Raw genomic sequence first — 17,189 nt, 5'->3', positions numbered from 1 at the left:
AACGCATTAATTGGGCTATACAGCAATAAGATAAATGTTTATGACTAACGTAAGTCGTCTACCATGTGGTACACGCCTGTTAAGAAATCGCGACCTAACAAACTACTGCGTTCATCCGACCAACCTACGCTGTAATCAGGTAACAGATCATTATCTTTAAATGGCATTTCAATGGTATAAGCTAAACACTTAAATTGATTACCAACCCAGTTAGTGCCTACCGTTGGCAATGCTTTACCTGGTTCATCTTTATCATAACCGCGCTCATCTTGAAACTCTGGCGTGAGAGCTACCATGAATGCTTTAAATTTATCTTCAAGTGCTTTATGGCGGGCATCGTAATTAACAACACCTTCACAGCCAGCGACAAAGTTTACTGGTAAGGCTTCGTCGCCATGCACGTCTAGGAACATATCAACACCGACTTCCAGCATTTTTTCACGCACAAGGAAAACTTCTGGGCTACGTTCCATCGTTGGCTCTAACCATTCACGGTTAAGGTTGGCGCCAACAGCATTGGTACGTAAATTACCACGGGCACTGCCATCTGGATTCATATTAGGCACAATATAGAACACCGCTTTGTTTAATAAAGCACGGGCAACGCCGTCATCTTCATCAAGTAAACGGTCTAACATGCCTTCGACAAACCATTCAGCCATGGTTTCGCCTGGGTGTTGACGAGCAGTGATCCAAATATTACGTTTGCCCTCACCTTCTTCACCGATTTTTAGTAACGTCATGTCACGACCATCAACGGTTTGACCTAATACTTGTAACTGACAATCAAGGTGCATTTGCGCGTTATGGATTAAGTCTTGATGACGTTCATAACTATATGGCGCAAAATAAGCGAAATATACGGAGTCATATTCAGGCGTTAAAGTAATAGTAAGCTTTTCACCATCATATTGCGTTGGTACGCGGAACCAATGTTCACGATCATAAGAAGCAACCGCTTGGTAATCTTCCCAGCCTTCGGTATAAGCAGATTTACCAGCATTGTTTAAATGCATAACGTGCTCTATACGATCGCCATTAGCGCTTAAGTCGGTTTGCAATTTAAAGTGAAACCATTGGTAAAAATCAGACTGGTTGTCTTTTTTGATTTCTAATTGAATATTGCTTGCATCAGATGCATCGATAACGCGGATGTTACCGCTGTCAAAATTGTCAGTAATTTGCATAATAATTATTTCTTAGCTTGTTTGACTTATATACTTGGCATAACACCAATGAATAATTGAGTAATACAGTGTACACAAACAACTGGCAGATCACTATATAGATGCGCTAAAAGATTATTATAATGAGCGTAAATAAAGCCCTAGCTCTGAAGAATATCCCATAGATTTACCAATAATCACATTTTCTTCATTTAAAACGTAATAACTGGGATAACCACTGATTTCAAAAAATTGTTTTATTGCTTCATTTCCTAAGGCAATGGGAAAAGTTAATTGGTGTTGACGGGTAAAAGCCGTGACTTCGTTGTTACTGGTATAGTCCATCGCAATGGCGATAACCTCAAGCTGTTCATTTTTTTGATACAAGGCTTGTAAGTTAGCTATGCTCGCATGACAAACCTGACACCATGGTGCGAAGAAATACAAAATCGTCGTTTTACCTTGTGCATTTAACGAGACTGTCTCGCCCATTAAGGTAGGCACGTTATTTAAATCAACGCCTTGATTAACTTTAGCAATTTCTGCCAACGGCGTATCCGTTGATAACATGCTCGTTTCACGTAAAAAAGAGATGAGTTGAAAGGCAATTAAAAAAATAAAGGCTTGAATGACAAAACTGCGTAACAAAATAAATTCCTAAAAATAATTGGCTCTAGTTTAATAGACCCGAGATCTATTCATTATATTTTGTAAAAATTGTCTGCTTTGGTAATCAAAGGAACTGCGGAGTACTCACAGGCTAGCTTTAGGGCTATTAATACCTATAGTGACCTCAATATGCAGGATTCAGCTGGAATTAGAAACGTCTGTAGGCAAGACATTGATTGAAGAGAATGGTTATTCAGGAGAATATGCTCCTGCATTCTCTAATAAGCTGCATCCATGCAGCGACCTTGTCGAAATCAATAACGATAGCTATAACGTTTCTAAACCCGCCCTTCGGGGACGTTTGAGAAAATTATGTTCATCTTTGCGTAGGTAATTAAGGGATTAGCCATTAATAAAATACGCGCTTTGATTATGAATTGCTCTGCTGTCCTGAAACGAGCATCTTAAAGTAGCTTGGGTATAGATGAGTGCTGAGTGCCTTTTTCACCCTAGTTGGCTCCGAATCTGAGACGATAATATGTCCCTGTAAGGTAACTTTAGCCATATTTTATTTTGTAAACTTACTAACGCTGCTTTAATGCTGCAACCGCTAAACCCGAGGTTATAAAGGTTAAACCCGCACCAAGATTTAAACCATTGATGACTTTAGGTTTATTTTGTAAGTAAGCGGTAAGTTTAGATGAAAAAATGCCCATTAAAGAAAAACCTATACCTGTTAACAGGGCAAACCAAAACCCATAAGCAATCATTTGTGTGGATACCGAGCCTAATTCTGGATTAACAAACTGAGGAATAAAAGCCAGCACAAACATACCTGGCTTAGGGTTTAACGCCGCGGATAAAAAACCGGTGCAGAAGATTGTTTTGAGCGGCTGTTTACTGGTTGGAGTTAGATTTATTAAACTACGTGACCTGAGCACTTTCATGCCTAACCAAATGAGGTAAGCGGCGCCTATTAGTTTAACCACCATAAAAGCCATTGCTGAGGTTTGAATTAACACGGTTAGTCCAAAAGTTGCGGTCAATACGTGAAATAAAATTCCCACCCCAGATGCACTTCCAGAGATGCAAGCCGCTAACTTCCCCTGGCTAAGCCCTCTTCCTATCGCCAGTATATTATCGGGCCCTGGTGATATCACTAAAAGTAAACATGCCAGTGTATAAGTCAGGAAAACCTCAATAGGGAACATTTAATCTCCTAAGATATAAGATTATGAAAATACGCTTTTACTTAGCGACTTTATTTAGCAACAAAGGTTTTGTTGATAATACGCCAGTTATTATCACGCTTATACATAACCAAATAGTCAATGTAATGTGATTTAGAGGTTTTAAAATCTAACTTTACCATAGCCATTTTATCATCGACTATATCTACTGATAGAATATTGCCATGCCAGGTGTCTTCTGTGGCTTTTTTAAAGAACCCCGCAAACTCTTGTAACGTAAGGGTTCTAATACTTTCTTCGCCAGTGTCTTTGTTCGTTGTAATCATTTTTACATGACCAAATTCCAAGTCAAATGCTTTAGCTAATAGCTGCTGGTCGCCATTAGCCGCGGCATTAAAGTAATTATAGGCGGTATCAACAACGGCTTGATATTCGTTATTTGTCACCGACTTAGCGTAGTTGGGTAGTGAAATAAAGGCCAATAAAAGTAGTGGTACTATGGCCGTTAATGTGACTTTTGACATTTACTGAGTCCTTTAATTATTATAGCGTTTGAGCTGTGCTCAAAACCTTACGTTAGGGACTCTATTTGATAGGTAAACAGTAATAAAATATAGTACTGAAATTGTAATAATTTATGTCTGTTGATTGATTAAAATGAATTTCTATTAAGTAAACATTAAAGCCCTGAAATATGTCATGTTGCCTTTGACTATGACTATGACTTAGCTTTTATTTTAAAAACTTTTCTTATCAAGTTTGAAACGATAAATGAAACAACAAAGCCAACAACAAAATAAAGTACAACTGCTATTGTGGCGAGGTTTGAATCATATACTTGACCGCTTTCAAGTAAGCACTTAGCACTAGCGTAGTCAAATGAGCCACCATTATCTAAACAATCGTCAACGATTAAAAAAGTATGTAACGCCCAAATGGCAAATAAACTGGTGAAAACCCCGACAAGTGTCGGCAGAAGTGTTCGATTCATATATATAGAAAGACCTAAGCAATGGATTAAAAGATAATAGTTATTAACAACAATATAGAATAACAGATAAAACAAAGCAGAGCCGCACTAGGTTGACAAGTTCTGCCATTTATTGATTAAAGCTGGCTAGTGTTGACGAGAGCAAGCTGATTGACTGAGTTACCCTCGCCTACTTAGACCCAAGCATCTTGAGGTTGCTTGGGTATAGGTTTATTCTTTCATATCGCAAGTGGCTAATTTAATACTTAATGGCCTAAAGACACCTTCACTTAATACTGCCGCGTAAAATAACACCACTAAATTAACTGCAAAAGCGGTTTGATAGGTAACGTTATCATAAGTATCAATGTTACCAAGAATTGCAATTGTACCTATCATTAAAGCGATTAAAGCTCCGCCATACAAAAATTTAACCTGACTAGCATACAGGGTAGCTAAGTATTGTGCTTGCGCGCCGCCGACCATTTCTTCAGTAAATAAGTACTTAAGCCCAGTTAATGACTTAAACATGCCATGGGTACCAAAAGTAATAATGGTTGCCGCGTATAAAAAGAGCACTAAATAGATAGCAGAAGCTACATCTAAATAGAATTTTGCACTTGCCCCCAGTATTATTAACATGGCAATAGCACCAGATATAACTAACAAAGCAAATATATTTTTCATGATCATTTTCCTCGTCCAATTAACTTCTATTTCATCAGAAGTTGCTTGCAGTGCTTGAGGAGATAAATCAAAAACAGACGCGATCGCTAAAGTTGATTCAGCCGACGCTTTACCATTGGCCTCAATCCGTTGAATAGTTCTGACTGACAAGCCAGAAGCTTTAGCCAATACTTCTTGCGACCAGCCCTTTTCTCTACGTACTGTTTTAAGTTTATTGGTTGAAATAAACAAATTGATTCCCTCTAGAGCCTTACAAACAACGAAATTATTATGGAACAGTAAGCGACAAACTTACTAGATATTTACCACGACAAATGAACGACACCAGCCGTCATCGTCTAATAATCAATAACTTACAATACAGCGACAAGTTGATAAAATCCTATATATTTTCATGCCCAAACAACCAAAGTAACGATGACTCAAGTAATTGAATGGGGGGATTGAGTAAGTGCTGCTTATCCAGATTTCAGGTTATTAAGCACTATTTTTCATAACTAGAGATTATAGTTGCGCTACCTACGGACTTAACAAAGAACTTTTCTTTAACGAGTAGATAATGAGGGTCAGAGAAAAAGCACAGAACTATTGCCCTGTGCTTTTCAATAATATAAGAACTCTTCGTGGCATACTTTTAGATTAAGCTTAACTACTTACCAAGAATTCGTGTTTTAGCATTAGCGGCCATATAAGCAAATACCGCATAGCTAGCTACGTTTTGACGTAATTTTTTCGGGTCAATTTTATCTAAGGTATCATCAGCAGTATGATGGTAATCAAAGTAGTCTGTGCCATCTTGGGATAAACCAAAGGCCGGAATATTAAACTGACGAAATGGAATTAAATCTGGACCGCCACGCGCGTTATTTTTAGCTAAATGCTCGACACCTAGAGATGCCATCATTGCCGCAATCTCACTGACCAATGGTAAAGCACTCGCGTGTACATTGGAGTCGAATGCCCAAATTTTATCGGCACCAAAGTCTGACTCTGCTGCGGCAACTATGTTTGAGATAGTTTGTTGGTTGGCTTTAACATAAGCTTTTGAACCCCATAAACCAAACTCTTCAGCAGCAAATAATACCACACGGATACTACGTTTTGGTTTACCTTTTGATGTTGCTATTTTAGCTGCGGCCATGGTTATAGCCACACCTGCGCCATCATCTAAAGCGCCAGTCCCTAGATCCCAAGAGTCTAAATGTCCACCAATAAGTACATACTGGTCCGGAAATTCTGTGCCGGTCATTTCACCAATGACATTATAAGAAGTACCCTCACCCATTGATTTGGCTTGGACATTGATATTGATAGTAACTGGTTTTCCTAACGCCACTAAGCGATGTAACTGATCAGCATCCGCATTGGAAATAGCTGACGAAACAATTTTAGTCACCCCTTCTTTATAATGACTACCGCCAGTATGAGCAAAACGATGATAAGCCGTACTCACGGAACGCATCACATAACCAACAGCACCTTTTTGTGCAGCAACAACAGCGCCACTTCTACGCGCCTGAACTGCTGGGCCATAACCATTACCATCGCGATGACGGTCCATTTTATAGTTAATAAAGACGATTTTACCTTGTGCAGCATTGTTAGGAGCATTTTCTAGCTCAGCTAGCGAATCAAATTCAATCACTTGTGCTTCAATACCATTTTTTGGTGTACTGATGCTATTACCTAATGCCGTAATGTGCATAGGTTGTGGCGCGGGACTAATAATCGCCGCTGATTCAGAGTAGCGTATCCATTTGGGGAAAGTGGCTGGCTCAGTCCACACCTTGTCAAAACCCAAGTGTTTAAATTTTGCTACTGCCCAAGCGACCGCGGCTTTATCGCCTGGAGTGCCTGGCATTCTTGGGCCAACTTCGGTTGTTAACGATTCAACTAAATCCCAAGCAAGATCGCTATCAAGGGCTTGCTGCTTTATTTCACTTACTTGCGTTAATTGTTGAGCTGAAAAATTATCTGATTGCGCGTGTGCGGTATTTACACTTAACGCAGCAAAAATCAGACCTGATAATAAGGAGGTGATTTTTTTGTTCATTGAGTTAAACCTATCGGTAGCTGAATTGTTAAACACGGTGGCATTGTAATCTTGGTAATAATGACCAAGCGTTAATTCCTACCTTTGTGACATTGATATGACTACGTGAAAATGACTAAACAGTGCTTATTTTAACGTTTGTTTTTTTTCATTCGGACGACATCACGGGCTATTTCAAGTAATGCTGGTGAAATATCGTCAGCGCCACTTTTAATGAGTTTACTGACATCACCAGAAGAAAATAATGAGCCTCGCTCTGACTTAACCCCTAACGAACGAACAAAATCTTTGGTTTTTCCCGTGCTCGCGGTATCAATATACTTAAAAATAACTTGCTCGTTGAAGCTTTGTGGCTCTAGCTGTAATGTAGCAATCGTATCGCTAAGTGATTTTATTTCTGACTCTAGCGATGCAATTAATTCAGCGGTATTAATATAAGGTTTCATGTCGTTATTTAGCTCTTATTTGATTAGCTTTCGATGCCAAAGGCACCATATCTGCTGTTGAAGTAAGCGCATAGCGCTCACTTACTTAAAGCAACATTATACAATGAATGATAGTGAGTACCTAGTTTACCTTGCTCCAAAATGTACTTTTATTGAAGAGTTAGAATCAACACAATAGGAAAGGAATGTGAACAAGCTGAAGTAAATAAAATAAAGAAAAATGTTTGATTGTTTAGATTTTGCTGATTATTTATCACCTCTTTCGATACCATTTAAAGGTAGTCAAAAGTAAATGCCCAAGTGCGGCAATAAGCGCAACATAAATAAAAGTGGGTATAAACCAGCTTATTGCCGTGTCATAAATAAAGTGCCAGTTTGTACCATCGACACCATGAAATATGCCACTAGGGTTTTCCATCCACTCCCATATGACGATAATGGAAGTCAAAAACATGCCGACTATCACCCCAATGAGTAGACCAAAAGACCAGAAGTGACTCTTTATACTAGCTAACCTCAAATTTAACCACCTCACTATCCATATCAACAATTATATAGGTAGATTTGTTAATTTTATTTACGTATCGTCACGCCTTCAATTGCTACCACGGTTTTGGCGTCTGCTCGCTCAATAACCTTCAACAATGTGGTTTGAATAGTTTCATCTGTTCTGGCATCACTCTTACTGGTAAATGTTTGTTCTTGCACTGCTGCGCCTTCTTCTTCAATATAACCAACCACAACTTCATTGGCACAATTAGCAGATTCACCAAAATACGTCAGTGAAATTTGTGGGTAACCTTGAAAGCCTTTTTTAACGCGCTTGGCGATACGTTTTGTTGATTTGTCTAAATTCATAAATAACTTCCGAAAAATAACGCCATGTCAGGCTTTGATTTGATTTACAAAATAAATAGTGTCTCTAATACTAACGAGCTTTCCATGCCAAGCATACCTTAATAATTGAGCGCCGTTCATTGAGAGGTGTTTTTGCGGTGCTAACCTAGTGATACTAGGTCATTTTACGCCCTACCTAACTTAAGGTTAACTTGGCTTTACCTTGCTTAATTTAGCGCTGCTCAACAATTTAACTTGCTCTAGCGATGATACGTGTATGTGAGTTTGATAATAATACTTTCTAGTGCGTTTATTGTTGATATATAGATATTTTCTTACTCGCACAACCTTGCCTGTGACTTGGATGGTTTTATCAATAAAAAATGCATCTGCAGGTGAATGATAAGCTTTAGCAAATGATTCAACGGTCGAAGGCAATAATACTACGGTAATGTTTTTAGGATCACGATAGTCAACATCTGAATTTAAATAGACCACACCGTTTATAAAACCTGACGCCTTGATAGGGATTTGAAAAGTGCCCCTAACCGGCTCTGGATAACGCCTTTTTGTTTTTTCAATCAGTTGCACTATATCAGTAGGCTTTGCTTGGCTGTTTGGGTTTGGGTTTGGTGTAGCGTTGCAGCCCGATAATATAAAAGCGGCGACAAAAATTAAATATTTCACAACGTATACTTCCTTGTAGGTAAATTAAATTGTCAAAAAGTTGGCTTTGCTTTAATTATCTTAGATTTGAAACAGAGCCTAACCAGAGTAGTAGCGTGTCAGCTATTAGCTGCTCTTATCGAGCAAAATCTGTTACTACACCATGATTTTTAAGGCTATGTAAGGTACAAAATTAAAAAGCAGTATGCCTAGTTTATAGTTTGCCATAAACGAGAAATACAGTGTTGGTAATTCCGTAATACTGACACCGGTTAACTTACTATGAATATCAATTACAAGACCTTTAAACAAGTACAGAAACGTTGCGGCAACAGCTAACACCCCCATATTTAATACAGTGCACCAGCCTAATAATGTTGTTATTTCATTCACATCCATAATGGATAACTCCTTTAAATTATACCCGTTAAAGTGGAAAATCACTTTGCTTAAACTAAGTAATTAACACATGCCAAAACCATTGGCAGCCTTACTTATATTTATTGTATAAGATTGATTATAATATATAAAATCATTTTAACCTTGTGATACCTATCAAAACAGAAATGACACCACCTACCATTCCAAGCCACGCATTAATAGGCGTATCACCACTTAAGGTACGACTTAATTGAGAGCCTGCTGAATCATAAATATTATAACCCCACATAGCTAAAGCAACACCGACAATGATAAGTACTATACCAATAATTTTATTATTCATGATGACTCCTGATATTTATAAGCTTCCAGTAGGAATATACTGATATTTTCGAGAATACAGAACCCTTTTATAAGCGACAAATATAATTAGGATAAATGGTACTAAACAATAACCAATTGTATTTAATGTCGATTTAACACTCTTTTATACCCAACCTTTACAGAAAATACCATGGTTAAGGGTAAAAAATAAAAACATCACCGCATTTATGATGCCTTGATCCTTACCATGAAAGTTTGAAAGGCCTATTTGTTGTGGACCCTAGCGTCAAAAAACCAGAGGTGAGGTAAAAGCGCCGTAATTTCTGTTTGAAGTGTTTATTATTACTTTTAACAAAAACTATTTTTTACTTACCGTTGCGACGGAATCGAAATCATTTAAATCGACTTCAACCGCGATAGATCTGAAGAAATTGACAAATTTGCTGGGATAAAGAAAATAGCCTTTATAACGACAGATTTTGGTACGTAATAGGTTAAAGGTTAACAAATTTATATAACATAAATAAAAAACCGGCAAAGCTCCTACAAAGCTTACGCTTAGTACTTTGATGCTTAAATAGAATAAAAACAGCCCAAAGAGTAAAGCTATAATTTTGTGTTTCTTATACTTGGGGTATTCATGAAACTGAAAATATTCAAATCGGTTGAGGTACCAGTTACCCGTTTTGGAGCCTGATTCATTTAAATATCTATTTTCTCGAAAATTTTTAGTCATGAGCTACCTTAGTGTTAAATTAGGCTGAGCCATAAGATCAAAAGCCAACGGCGATAACAGGTACACAAGCCTTTTATACGGCGGTTCGATAAATTACAGCGCCTTTATTGAGGAGCCTTCACAAGAAAGAATGCCTTACAAAACGCTAAGCACTAACCTCGGCTAGTCGACTTGGCCTTGAATTCTTTTAGCCAATAAGAGTCAGCACAATGTTCGTTGTCACCACCCTCTTCAGGCTATTATTTTTGCGCCTTGACGCCCATCAGATGCTCAACCTTTTGCACATTTTTGAAACCGGCTGCTTTAAGGCGGCGGATAACACCATCGACGAAGCTACTGCCCTTCTTTACCACATGTGGATTGCCGGTGTAATGAAAAAGGCGTCCGTCTCGGCGCAGTACTCGGAAGATCTGTCGGTAAAATTCTTCGCTATAGAGCTCACCGGCGAGGGAAAACCGTGGTGGATCGTGAATGACAGAATCGAAGGAAGTCACCGGCATTGTCTTTATCAACTCAAAGCTACTGCCCTGACGTTGCACAATGCCCTCTTTTCCTAAATCATTTGACCAAGGGTTCTGCGCACGCAGCCCCATTACCTCTCGGCTCAGTTCGATGGTAAGCACCTCGCTAGCGCCTAGTCGGTGGGCAGCAATAGCCGCATAGCCCAGCCCGCTGCAACAGTCCAGTACATTATCCCCCTTGCGCACTGCTTGTAAAGCCATATCAGAGGCACTAACAAAGGGGTCGGTTCCCTTAGAGATATGCATTTTGACGCCGCTAATTTCTAGCAGCGGTGCACCCGCAGTGGGAACAAGCTTATAGTAGCCTGAGCTGCGGTCTTCAAGCGGAACCATATCCCCATCGCTACACAGGTAAATTCTCTGGGTCTTCTTAACGATTTTCTTGAGTTCGGCAAGAGAAAGTTGATTGTCTTCGTCTAGCACTAGACCTTGGTCACTTAAGGAAAAATCCTGCTCTGAAATATTCAGATCAGTGGAAAGGCGGACGCAGGACAGTCCTTTGGCGATGGCATCTAGCGCCTGTCGGGCATTTATTGTATGAAGGTAGTAGCTGACCATATCATTTGTCTATCTAGTTATAAATATTGACAGCACTATACACGTTTAAGGGCTGCGAGGCTTAGTTAAATAAGCCATTTCGCGAGTTCTCAAAGCCATTGGTCGATGCGATTAAGTGGCGGGAGTCACCATTGGTTCATTATAATTTAAAGCACTGTTGCATATTTGAGCACATCTGCTTTTAACTCTGCATTACCATAGTCGGCCCTTTGCAAATTATCTAAGTAATCCTGTGCACAAACAAACTACCAAGCTGTTGGTTTGGTTTTTTAAGACCAACGTAACATTTGCAAATTCATTTTAGTGTTAGCATATTCCGAAAAGGATATAAGGGTTAAAAGCACAATATTCAAAAATTTAATCCATACTACCTTTGCCAAATAACAACCACACTATGGGGGATTTTTTAGTTTGCTAAAATGTTGAGCGACAAAAGCTTCTTTTGTCCTAGCTTTTTAGGTGAAAGTTCACTAATTGAACGACTAAAACGAATAAGCCACTAGCTTAAATAGCCTTGAGGGTAACGATGAAAGGTTTACCACCAAACCCATGTTTATTACATTTGGCCCTCACTATTACCTTAGAAATATCTAATGGTATTTCTATTTTACACCGACTGCGGATAAATGGTTGCTCATTATCGTGAGGGTGACCAAGCGAACGGTATCCGAGTAGATTACCCTCTAAATCTAGAACCTCCCACCTATCTGCGTAATGCTGCCAACCTTGATCATTGTGTCGAACGGAAGTAGCAAAACACCAATTACCCGTTGATTCCTGAGTAGCCAGAACATGGGTAACTTGAGCAAAATCTATCGAGGTAGAATAAGTATCGATGTCAAATTTTGATGCGAAAACTGATGAGGCAAACATCGATAATATGAGTAGTTGTTTCATGTAAACTCCATTTTACCTAACGCCCCAATTAAGCGGGCTATATTGTTGGTTATATTGTCAGCGTAGCGAAACGAGCCAACGGATAGCAGTGTAACTACTTTAAACTATTTATAAAACCTATTATACCCAGTACTCCCGCACAGCTAAGAATGATTACATCCAAGCTATAATCAGGCTCTCGAATAACAAGGACTATAGCTAATAAAGCCGTTAACACACTCGCATTTGTATACTGATTTTGGCAACTTCGTTTTACTAAATTATTTATTAAATCATCCATTTTAATGTTCTCCTAAGGTAAATAACTAAAACTATAATTTTGCCATTTGATGTTCTTGTTATAACTCTTTTACTAAACAATATGTTGTATGACCTTTTGGGTAATCAGCTAAAACTCCAAAGACTGTGTAACCTAGCTTTTCATAAAAAGGTTTTGCTTGAAAGCTAAGTGTTTCAGCGCGCATGTAGCCAAAACCTTTATCTCTAGCAAACTTTTCAGCTGCTGCAATTAAATTGCTACCGAGCCCTAAACCTCTAGTTTCTTTAGCTAACCAGAGCAACTCAATAGTGCAGTAGTTCCAGAATGCAGTTGCTCTAATGCCTCCTAGGACGTTTCCATTGTCGTCTTTAGCAATGACGGCAAATTTGGTATCTTTTTCAAAGCCAACGTCATCCGGTAGATAATCTTTATTAAAAGAGCCAATACCAATACTTAATGCGTTAAGATCTTCCTTACTAGGTGAAGTAGTTACGACGAGATTCATATATTCCGATATCCAAAAGAGTGATAACACTTATATAAGCCTCAAAATATAGTGGGCTAAAATGTTGAATCGAGTTAAAACAGCCTAGTGTATTTTTGCGTTTAATGTGTTTTTATGAGTTTTACGACAGCAAGTCTACCGATGATTTTTGATAGAATTTAAACTCTATTATGTTACTTGCAGGATCCTTAATAATGAATTTACCTGATTCACTATTATCATCATTGATTTTTTCATTAGGCGAAAGAATAAAAGGATAATTCACAACTTCAATTTTTTTTGCGAGAGATAACCACTCTGTTTTAACTAAAATAACACCAAAATGGTCGATGGATTGCGCTTTAATCTTTTCTGTTTCTTGATGAAGCGTTAGTTGATGACCAAAAAAGATAATATCTATCCATTTACCTGTATCCCTACCTTTTTTGCAACCAAGAAAGTTGACATAAAACGCTTCGGCTAAACGTAATTGAGGAACTACAATTGATAAATGAAATGCATTATTCAAGTTAACACCACTATATAAAGCATCGATTATTCGTGCAGTAAAAAATACCATTATTCCTAATGAAATAGCAAATTGAGCATATATTTTGTTGTTCTTACTTTGTATAGACTCAGTTTGTTTTTCTAATTCCACTTGTACCGGATCACTTAGCTTTTTATTATATTCACTTTTTGCTTGTTGGTATCTTTTAGAATAAGCACGTTTATCGATATTAATTAATATGTCTTCAAGTTCAAGAATCGTATATTTTGAGTAATCTGGATTCATATCATCAGTGTCCTTTAAGTGGCTTGTTAGCGCTACATTAACCACAGAACAAAACTTACTACCCACCCTAGCAGCAAAAGAGACAAGCCAGTGTTATTTATATAAAATCGAGTTTTAAGGGTAAATAATATAGGGGAAAGCTGATCGAGTTCTTTAAACGCTTCAGATATAGGTTTAGAAAAAAATTGAGGAGTTAAGCCAACGCCAAATAACAACAAGGCAAGTCCGATAGTTCTTATTACTTCTCCAGAGGAAAAGGATGTAAGCAATAAGTCATAAATGGAGGTTGATAACATAAACAGAGCCATGCCCCAAACAAATATAACAATGACGCTATCTTTACGAGATAATTTAAACACTTAACATTCCTTGTAGCTCTAACGCCCTAATAATGGGACGAATTGTTTTCTAAAATTAGCGACGCAGGATAAAAACAAAACGTTTTTTGTCCATTGAATGACTGGTTATATTTTCATTACCAAGGACATTTAGCCAGCTGCATTTCATTATCGATATATTCTTTATAAGAGTTAAAACCTCCTAATTTTAATGGCTTGTTAGTAACTACCACGTTAATTCATAGGTTTATTGCGAATATACCTACCATTTTCTAAGGTTGAAAAAAACTGCTTTAGCTGTGGGTTGCTGATAGGTTCCAAGATATCATCAGGCATTAAATTTTGTTCTGCCACGTAAGTTGAATGTATACTTCCATGAACTAGCACATTATACCAAGGCTTATTTTTTGGAGGTCGAGACTTCGCAACTTGCTCATACCAATCGTCCGTCAGTTGAAAGTTCCGATCTACATCGGTAATAACGCCACGATATCCAAAAAGTCGATGATGAATCAAATCACCAACGGAAAACTTTGCCTTGGTAATATTTGTTACAGTTCCCATACGCTATTCTCCCTCTTGAACGGTTTGTTATATACATTTTACTCTGAAGTAGTAAAAACAAGTTGCTTACCACGTACACTTTCCAGCAAAAGTTTATCGTTTGAAATTTTATATATGCTTAAATTGCTTAAAGCAGAGAGTATAAAGATTATTTGTTGGTTATATTCTAAACTAGATAAACCACAAGCCATTTCAGTAATAGGAAATTCTTCAATAAATATCTTATTATTGCTTATAGTAAAATGTGAACTGAATGAATTACAGTCAATCCTGCCTGAAACTTGCAAAGTATTATAATCAAATTGCAGTGTGTATCTTGTACCTCTGATCAGCTCCGATTTATTCTCGGATTGGTATCCATATTGTATTAAACTCCATTCATGATCTTCTATAGATAAGCTCAATTCATAATTATTTGATTTAGCATCAGACCGAAAAATAAAAAGTAATAATATAACTACAAGTGAATACTTCATCACACTCTCCATGTGTATAACGGCTCATTAGGAGGCAAATAATAGTTGGCTGAAATGTTGATCAAAATGAAAACTGCCAACGGTGTTTTTCCCGTTTAAAGTTATTATTAGGCTTTGTTAGCAACAACCTTTTTTAAAACAAAGAATATAATTAACAAGTACACAATAGTGGCAATATGCTTAGCAACAACCTTAAAAGGTGCTTGAGCTTCATATGCAAGTAGCCCATCTGTAATGGGCATAACAATCCCAAATAATGCGCCCCACATTAAAACAATATAATTTCGAGTATATAAAAGATAGCCAAAAATCAAGGTAATGAAAATAGTTCGTGAACCATATATTTTCACCCAATCAGCATCCATACCCGAAAAAAGTTCAGTGCCTCTTACGGTAGAAAACATAGCGGGTTCAATGAAAGCAAAAGTTCCATAAAAACCCTGTAACAAAACCATAACTAAAACTAATACAAACCCTACTTTTTCTAATTTAGTATTTTTATTCGTCATAATATCCATTTATACCTGAATGAAAGAAAAGCCTAACGCCGTTATAACCGGAAAATAACAGTTAGTTAAAATAAGTGACGCAGAAGCAAAAACCAACGGTTAGTTGTCCAGATTAATTTGCATGTTATAGGCGATTTACTCACCAGAGCATTAGACCATGGTCATTAAAATTTAATTCTGCCAATTATCATGTCTTTAAACATTACCCAATCACCTATCAAACTGTAAATAGGATAAATAAAAGTGGCAGGTCTATTCTTTTCAAATATAAAATGACCAACCCAAGCGAAACCATAGCCAATAACAGGTACAAACCAAAGCAATGAATAACTACCATATACTGCAACATAAATAATGAGTGAAATAATAAAGCAAGAGCCGACAAAATGAAGTCTTCTACACGTTTTATTTGTGTGTTGGCTTAAATAAAAAGGATAAAAATCTGCAAAATTACCATATTTTTCTGACATGAAATCATCCTCGAATAGGTCTACAATTTTCCACTAATTGTGGCTAACATTGGCATATAACGCCCACGTTAAAGCGGGGTAAGATCAGTGTCCGTTTGATTGCCTTGTTAGGTACTGGTTGTTAAAAACACCAACTTTACAATAAGTTATCATGTTTAATGGATAGTAGGAAGAAGCAATAAGCGCTTGAGCAAAAGACACCATACGATGAGTCAAAATATTTAGAGGCCCTAAAGCGAAGAGGTTCGCCACGGTTAAAATTTGCAATAAGTGGCTAAATTAAACTTGTTGTCCACCTCAGGGCGTGTTGTTAGGTGAACTATTATCACAAGTGTTGGTTAAGGTAATTTAAAATAAATAATTCAGAGCCTTCCCATGCTTGACCATAGGCACCATGATGTCCTTTTTTTATTCTATGCAATTGCGCTTTTTTATTAAACTTTAATAATGCAGTTAACATTATTTCACTGTGCTCAATAGGCACTCTTTGATCATCTTCACCGTGCATCAATAATACATTTGCATTGATTCTTTCTGCTTTAAAAACGGGGGAACGATCTTCTTGGCTTGCTTTATATGCGCAAACACCATTTATATAGCTATCAACAGCCTCTTTAGGTAAGTCTGTTTTTTTTGACCATAACGATATATCTGTCACTGGATAATACGCAACAACACTCTTTATGGATTTATTTAAAGCTGACGTTAATAGGGCTACTTGCCCTCCCTGTGAATGCCCTACAATTCCAATTCTGTTAGGATCAACATTAGCTTGTTTTTTAAGCCAATCGACGACCAAAGATATATCCTGAGGTTGCTTCCAACCACATAAATCATCCCCCCCGGTATCAGGCCAACCTCTCATTGTAACCGCTAAGGTTACATAACCCGACTTAGAAAACTTTTTAGCTGTATATGTACCTCTTTCACCCGCTCTAACGTTTTGTGGTGCCCAACCGTGTAAGAATATTAATGCTGGTCTTTTCTTTACCTCATTGGTGCTTTCGTCATACAAAACGCCGAAGACATTTAAATCATTTGATTTAATTAAAACTTCTTTTCCACCTGGAGCATCACCATTTGAAGCATGAATTGTTCCTGATAAAAATGTTACTAATATTACGCTCAATAATTTATTCATATTATCCCTAACTTGAATGTACGCCTAACGCAAAGCTAAACGGCTAAGCTAATTGGCTAAAATAGTTGGCTAAAATGTCAGGCGAAGCGGAACCGAGCCCACGGTTAAAAG

General features: G+C 37.6%; 24 protein-coding genes. All 24 read right to left on the bottom strand.

Annotation, left to right across the window (positions count from 1 at the left end):
• Nucleotides 1–44: 44 nt before the first annotated feature.
• The 24 genes from F580_RS0112575 to F580_RS0112455 all read right to left on the bottom strand — a co-directional run bounded on the left by F580_RS0112575 (nt 45) and on the right by F580_RS0112455 (nt 17,078).
• Entirely contained in the window at nt 45–1,187 is a 1,143-nt protein-coding gene (locus tag F580_RS0112575; protein ID WP_019028088.1) for a M14 family metallopeptidase, read from the bottom strand.
• Between the two features lie 117 nt (nt 1,188–1,304).
• Complete coding sequence (locus F580_RS0112570) at nt 1,305–1,814, bottom strand: TlpA disulfide reductase family protein (protein ID WP_019028087.1); 510 nt, start codon at nt 1,812–1,814, stop codon at nt 1,305–1,307.
• A gap of 545 nt (nt 1,815–2,359) precedes the next feature.
• Nucleotides 2,360–2,986, bottom strand: coding sequence for a LysE family translocator (locus F580_RS0112565; protein ID WP_019028086.1), 627 nt, complete (start codon nt 2,984–2,986; stop codon nt 2,360–2,362).
• A gap of 50 nt (nt 2,987–3,036) precedes the next feature.
• A complete protein-coding gene (locus F580_RS0112560) occupies nt 3,037–3,489 on the bottom strand; it encodes a nuclear transport factor 2 family protein (RefSeq protein ID WP_019028085.1) in 453 nt (150 codons plus the stop codon).
• 194 nt (nt 3,490–3,683) lie between these two features.
• Nucleotides 3,684–3,956, bottom strand: a complete 273-nt coding sequence (locus tag F580_RS0112555; protein WP_019028084.1) for a hypothetical protein — start codon at nt 3,954–3,956, stop codon at nt 3,684–3,686.
• A gap of 210 nt (nt 3,957–4,166) precedes the next feature.
• Nucleotides 4,167–4,853 carry a helix-turn-helix domain-containing protein gene (locus F580_RS0112550; protein ID WP_019028083.1) on the bottom strand — a complete coding sequence of 229 codons (687 nt, stop codon included), beginning with the start codon at nt 4,851–4,853 and terminating at the stop codon, nt 4,167–4,169.
• Between the two features lie 418 nt (nt 4,854–5,271).
• Nucleotides 5,272–6,675, bottom strand: a complete 1,404-nt coding sequence (locus F580_RS0112545; RefSeq protein ID WP_019028082.1) for a M20/M25/M40 family metallo-hydrolase — start codon at nt 6,673–6,675, stop codon at nt 5,272–5,274.
• A gap of 131 nt (nt 6,676–6,806) precedes the next feature.
• The gene (locus tag F580_RS0112540; protein ID WP_019028081.1) at nt 6,807–7,121 is read right to left on the bottom strand and encodes a hypothetical protein; all 315 of its coding nucleotides are present in this window, start codon (nt 7,119–7,121) and stop codon (nt 6,807–6,809) included.
• A gap of 253 nt (nt 7,122–7,374) precedes the next feature.
• A complete protein-coding gene (locus F580_RS0112535) occupies nt 7,375–7,641 on the bottom strand; it encodes a hypothetical protein (protein ID WP_019028080.1) in 267 nt (88 codons plus the stop codon).
• A 53-nt stretch (nt 7,642–7,694) separates the two neighbouring features.
• A complete protein-coding gene (locus tag F580_RS0112530; RefSeq protein WP_019028079.1) occupies nt 7,695–7,979 on the bottom strand; it encodes a hypothetical protein in 285 nt (94 codons plus the stop codon).
• A 186-nt stretch (nt 7,980–8,165) separates the two neighbouring features.
• Nucleotides 8,166–8,645 (bottom strand): hypothetical protein, encoded by a 480-nt coding sequence (locus tag F580_RS0112525; protein WP_019028078.1) that lies wholly within the window; start codon nt 8,643–8,645, stop codon nt 8,166–8,168.
• A gap of 135 nt (nt 8,646–8,780) precedes the next feature.
• A complete protein-coding gene (locus tag F580_RS0112520; protein ID WP_019028077.1) occupies nt 8,781–9,023 on the bottom strand; it encodes a DUF6868 family protein in 243 nt (80 codons plus the stop codon).
• A gap of 133 nt (nt 9,024–9,156) precedes the next feature.
• The gene (locus tag F580_RS0112515) at nt 9,157–9,348 is read right to left on the bottom strand and encodes a DUF3185 family protein (RefSeq protein WP_019028076.1); all 192 of its coding nucleotides are present in this window, start codon (nt 9,346–9,348) and stop codon (nt 9,157–9,159) included.
• A gap of 956 nt (nt 9,349–10,304) precedes the next feature.
• Nucleotides 10,305–11,144 carry a class I SAM-dependent methyltransferase gene (locus tag F580_RS0112505; protein WP_019028074.1) on the bottom strand — a complete coding sequence of 280 codons (840 nt, stop codon included), beginning with the start codon at nt 11,142–11,144 and terminating at the stop codon, nt 10,305–10,307.
• Nucleotides 11,145–11,648: 504 nt separating this feature from the next.
• The gene (locus F580_RS0112500) at nt 11,649–12,041 is read right to left on the bottom strand and encodes a hypothetical protein (RefSeq protein ID WP_019028073.1); all 393 of its coding nucleotides are present in this window, start codon (nt 12,039–12,041) and stop codon (nt 11,649–11,651) included.
• 94 nt (nt 12,042–12,135) lie between these two features.
• On the bottom strand, nt 12,136–12,321 hold the full coding sequence (locus tag F580_RS0112495) for a hypothetical protein (protein WP_019028072.1): 186 nt from the start codon (nt 12,319–12,321) through the stop codon (nt 12,136–12,138).
• 58 nt (nt 12,322–12,379) lie between these two features.
• The gene (locus tag F580_RS0112490) at nt 12,380–12,835 is read right to left on the bottom strand and encodes a GNAT family N-acetyltransferase (RefSeq protein WP_245560624.1); all 456 of its coding nucleotides are present in this window, start codon (nt 12,833–12,835) and stop codon (nt 12,380–12,382) included.
• Between the two features lie 91 nt (nt 12,836–12,926).
• Nucleotides 12,927–13,580, bottom strand: a complete 654-nt coding sequence (locus F580_RS25555; RefSeq protein ID WP_157443102.1) for a VOC family protein — start codon at nt 13,578–13,580, stop codon at nt 12,927–12,929.
• Between the two features lie 32 nt (nt 13,581–13,612).
• A complete protein-coding gene (locus F580_RS0112480; RefSeq protein WP_019028069.1) occupies nt 13,613–13,939 on the bottom strand; it encodes a hypothetical protein in 327 nt (108 codons plus the stop codon).
• 213 nt (nt 13,940–14,152) lie between these two features.
• Nucleotides 14,153–14,482, bottom strand: a complete 330-nt coding sequence (gene hspQ / locus F580_RS0112475) for a heat shock protein HspQ (protein WP_019028068.1) — start codon at nt 14,480–14,482, stop codon at nt 14,153–14,155.
• Between the two features lie 38 nt (nt 14,483–14,520).
• A complete protein-coding gene (locus F580_RS0112470) occupies nt 14,521–14,958 on the bottom strand; it encodes an META domain-containing protein (RefSeq protein WP_019028067.1) in 438 nt (145 codons plus the stop codon).
• 107 nt (nt 14,959–15,065) lie between these two features.
• Nucleotides 15,066–15,467: a DUF4267 domain-containing protein gene (locus tag F580_RS0112465; protein WP_157443101.1), complete on the bottom strand. Its 402-nt coding sequence runs from the start codon at nt 15,465–15,467 to the stop codon at nt 15,066–15,068.
• A gap of 164 nt (nt 15,468–15,631) precedes the next feature.
• Nucleotides 15,632–15,937, bottom strand: coding sequence for an Mpo1-like protein (locus F580_RS0112460; RefSeq protein WP_019028065.1), 306 nt, complete (start codon nt 15,935–15,937; stop codon nt 15,632–15,634).
• A 325-nt stretch (nt 15,938–16,262) separates the two neighbouring features.
• Nucleotides 16,263–17,078 carry an alpha/beta hydrolase family protein gene (locus F580_RS0112455; RefSeq protein ID WP_019028064.1) on the bottom strand — a complete coding sequence of 272 codons (816 nt, stop codon included), beginning with the start codon at nt 17,076–17,078 and terminating at the stop codon, nt 16,263–16,265.
• Between the last annotated feature and the right edge of the window lie 111 nt (nt 17,079–17,189).

The sequence above is a fragment of the Colwellia piezophila ATCC BAA-637 genome (assembly GCF_000378625.1).
GTDB classification, from domain to species: Bacteria; Pseudomonadota; Gammaproteobacteria; order Enterobacterales; family Alteromonadaceae; genus Colwellia; species Colwellia piezophila.
The sequence above is the reverse complement of the archived record's forward strand: the minus strand, read 5'-3'. Positions and strand labels throughout refer to the sequence as shown.